Origin of the sequence: Burkholderia sp. E168m23 (assembly GCF_016586125.1) — a bacterium.
GTDB lineage: Bacteria > Pseudomonadota > Gammaproteobacteria > Burkholderiales > Burkholderiaceae > Burkholderia > Burkholderia orbicola.
Genome location: NZ_BCPP01000831.1, coordinates 1 through 3,255, shown reverse-complemented (window position 1 = coordinate 3,255; position 3,255 = coordinate 1). Strand labels below are relative to the sequence as shown.

The window sequence follows — 3,255 nt, the reverse complement described above, 5'->3', positions numbered from 1 at the left end:
AGGCGGCATCGCAGGAAACCTCGTGCACGGGCCAGCTCGAAGGTTCTGGTGAGCAGGCGTTCGCCAAGCCGGGTACGACGACGCGTCGGCGCTACCAGGATCAGCGTTACGTACAGTATTCGCGTCGCGTAGTCGTTACAGTAGAACGCGACGAAACCGTGACAGATGCCGTCCACTGCTTCGGCGACGAACTCGGCGCGCGCCTCCAGCTTGTCGAGATAAGCGGGTAGCGCGGTACGGATGAAGTCCGCGTTTCGCACCTGTTCCTGCTCGATCAGGTCGCGAATCGCGCTGAACGCGATGGTGCTGGAAGCGCATGAGGACGACCGCGCCAGGCCGCTGGTTGCCGGCGACGTCACACGTGCCCCTTGATGATCTTCACGATTCGTTCGACGTCTTCGTCGCGCAGCGCCGGGTAGATCGGCAGGCACAGCACGCGCTCGGATGCGTGCGCGGCGGCGGGCAGCAGCGACTTGTGCGCCGACGGCAACCCGCGATACATCGGAAATTCCGAGATGAGCGGGTAGAAGTAACGGCGCACATAAATTTCGTGTGCACGCAGCTTGCTGTAGAGCGCGTCGCGGCTGACCGGATATTCGTCGTCGACGAGAATCGGAAAGTACGAGTAGTTGTGTCGTACGCCGTCGCCGTGCTCGATGCATCGAAGTCCACGCAACCCGCTCAGTTGCTCGCGATACATGGCATCGATATGCGCACGGCGCGCGATTGCCGCATCGACATGCTGAAGCTGCAGCAATCCGAACGCGGCGTTGATCTCGCTCATCTTGCCGTTGATGCCGGGCGCCACGACCGTGACTTCGTCGACGAACCCGAAATTCTTCAGATGATCGATGCGTTGCTTCGTTTTCGCATCGGGACAGATGATCGCGCCGCCTTCAAAGGTATTGAATACCTTGGTCGCGTGAAAACTCAGTATCGACAGGTCGCCGTGCCGCAACAGACTGCCCGTCGGCGTGTGAACGCCGAACGCGTGTGCTGCGTCATAAATGACGCGCAGGTTGTAGTTGTCCGCGATTTTTTGGATCGCCTCGACGTCGCAGGGTCGGCCGTAGCAGTGCACCGGCATGATCGCGCTTGTCTGCGGCGTGATGGCGGCTTCGATCTTCGCAGGGTCCAGATTCAGCGAATCGGGGTCCACGTCGACGAACACCGGCTTGATGCCGTTCCACAGCAGCGAGTGTGCAGTCGCGACGAACGAGTATGGCGTCGTGATCACTTCGCCGGTGATTCGCAGCGCCTGCAGCGCGGTGACGAGTGCGAGCGTACCGTTCGCGAAAAGCGACAGGTGAGGCACGTCGAGGTAGTCGCATAGTGCGCGCTCGAATTGCTGGTGAAACGGGCCGCCGTTGGTGAGCACCCGGCTGTCCCAGATCTGCTGGAGGTACGGTATGAATTCGTCGAGTGGCGGCAGGTACGGCTGCGTGACGTAGATGCTGTCGCGAGGCAGTTGTGCGACGGACGACGCAGGCAGGCTGGCAGTCATGGTGATCCCTCTGTTGCGTGGAGGTCAGGCCTCGGTCGTGGCCGGTGCGGTCGCCGTATCGTCGAAAAGAGGCGTGTCGAAGGCGATCGCGGGCTCGCCCGCGCACCAGCGTGCCCACATCGTGCGCAGCGCCGACGACAGTCCGGCCGCGACGATCTCCGGGCGGAACGCGGCCGACTCGGCGCAGCGCGCGCGCAGGCCGGAGCGGAGCGCCTGAAGCGACGCAGTGTCTTTGCCGAGGGCGAGCGCTTTGGCAACGAACTCGTCCTCGTTTTTCGCTATGTATGTGTCGAGCCCGACGTGCATCAACCAGTTCGCACTGCCCCGGCCGGCCAGCGTCACGCCAGCGATGGTCAGCGTCGGCACGCCCATCCACAGGGCATTTAGCGTCGTGGTCGAACCTGTGTAAGGGAACGTGTCCAGACAGAGGTCGACGCCATGATGCTGTTGCAGGTAGACAGGAATGTTCGAGCGCCGGTGGAACGACAGGCGGCTGGCGTCGATGCCGGCCGCGGCAAACCAGTCGATCAGCACCCGCTGGTCTCCCTCGTTGCCGATTGCGCCGAGCGCCATGCGCGCGGTTGGGTCCGCATGCAGCACGCGCGCCCAGACGCCGATTACGTGGGGGCTGAGTTTATTCAGGCGGTTGAAGCTGCCGTACGTCGTATAGCCGTTCCGTAGCGCGGGCAAGACATTGACGGGCGGGCAATTTGCCGGTGGCATGAACGACGAGATGGCCGGCAGCCGCACGATCTGCTCGACGAACTGATCGTCGAATTCGCCGTGCGGCGCGACAAAGCGATCCGCAATGAAGTAGTCCATCGCGGCGAGGCCGGTCGTGGCCGGATAGCCGATCCACGACGCCTGCACGGGCGCCGCACGCTGCGCCAGCGCGACCAGCCGGTTACGACCGGTGTGCCCCGACAGGTCGATCACGATGTCGATGCGGTCGTTGCGCACGCGCTCGAGGAAGGCCGTGTCGCTCATGCCGGCGACGGTGCGCCACGTCGTGGCGTGGGCCTTGAAGCGCTCGGATACGTGATCTTCCTCGAAGTGATTGTGATAGAAGTGCATCGCAATGCCGGGATCGGCTGCGAGATGCTCGATCACGGGCACCGCGTAGGAGGCGACCGCGTGGCTGAACAGGTCGCCCGACACGAAGCCGACCTGCAGCTTGCGCGCCGGGTCGCGCGAGTTCGAGAACACGGCCGCGCGCTTGCGCTTGTGATTGCCGTAGCGCTCGCCGAACTTGCGGTGTTCGGCAATGAGCGCCTGCGGATCGAAGTCGCTGCTGTGCGTAATACAGAACAACATGCTGCTGTGGGTGACGCTGTCGGTCGGGTTGATTTCGATCGAGCGCTTCAGCCAGCGTATCGCTTCCTGCGTGGCGCCCTGTTCGAGCAGCACGAAGCCGAGCGTGCCGCACGGCGCAGCGGCGTTGGGCGCAAGCTCGACCGCGCGACGGCACGCCGCGATCGCTTCATCCGTGCGGCGCAGCGCGAACAGCACCAGACCGCGAATCCGGAAGGCCTCCGGGTGATCGGGCTGAAGCTGGAGCAGGCGCGTGCACTGCTCGTCGGCCTCCGCGAGACGGTTCACCATCCGCAGCGTGTCGGCGAGCAGCATGCGCACGAGCAATTCATCCGGCAGCAATTCGATCGTACGAAAGCCGGCCTCGATCATCTCCGCGAAGCGGCCTTCCCGGTGAAGCGATGCGGACAGCGCGCGCCAGCATGCACCGTCTTCCGGGT

General features: G+C 63.9%; 3 protein-coding genes. All 3 read right to left on the bottom strand.

Features of this window, described 5'->3' with window-relative positions:
- On the bottom strand, positions 1-359 hold a 359-nt coding region (locus JMF90_RS30415; RefSeq protein WP_201325831.1), incomplete at its 3' end, for a GNAT family N-acetyltransferase.
- Entirely contained in the window at positions 356-1,504 is a 1,149-nt protein-coding gene (locus tag JMF90_RS30410) for a DegT/DnrJ/EryC1/StrS aminotransferase family protein (protein ID WP_011546725.1), read from the bottom strand. The genes JMF90_RS30410 and JMF90_RS30415, both read right to left, overlap by 4 nt.
- Before the next feature lie 24 nt (positions 1,505-1,528).
- The coding region (locus JMF90_RS30405) for a tetratricopeptide repeat protein (protein ID WP_201325830.1) at positions 1,529-3,255 on the bottom strand (1,727 nt) is incomplete at its 5' end.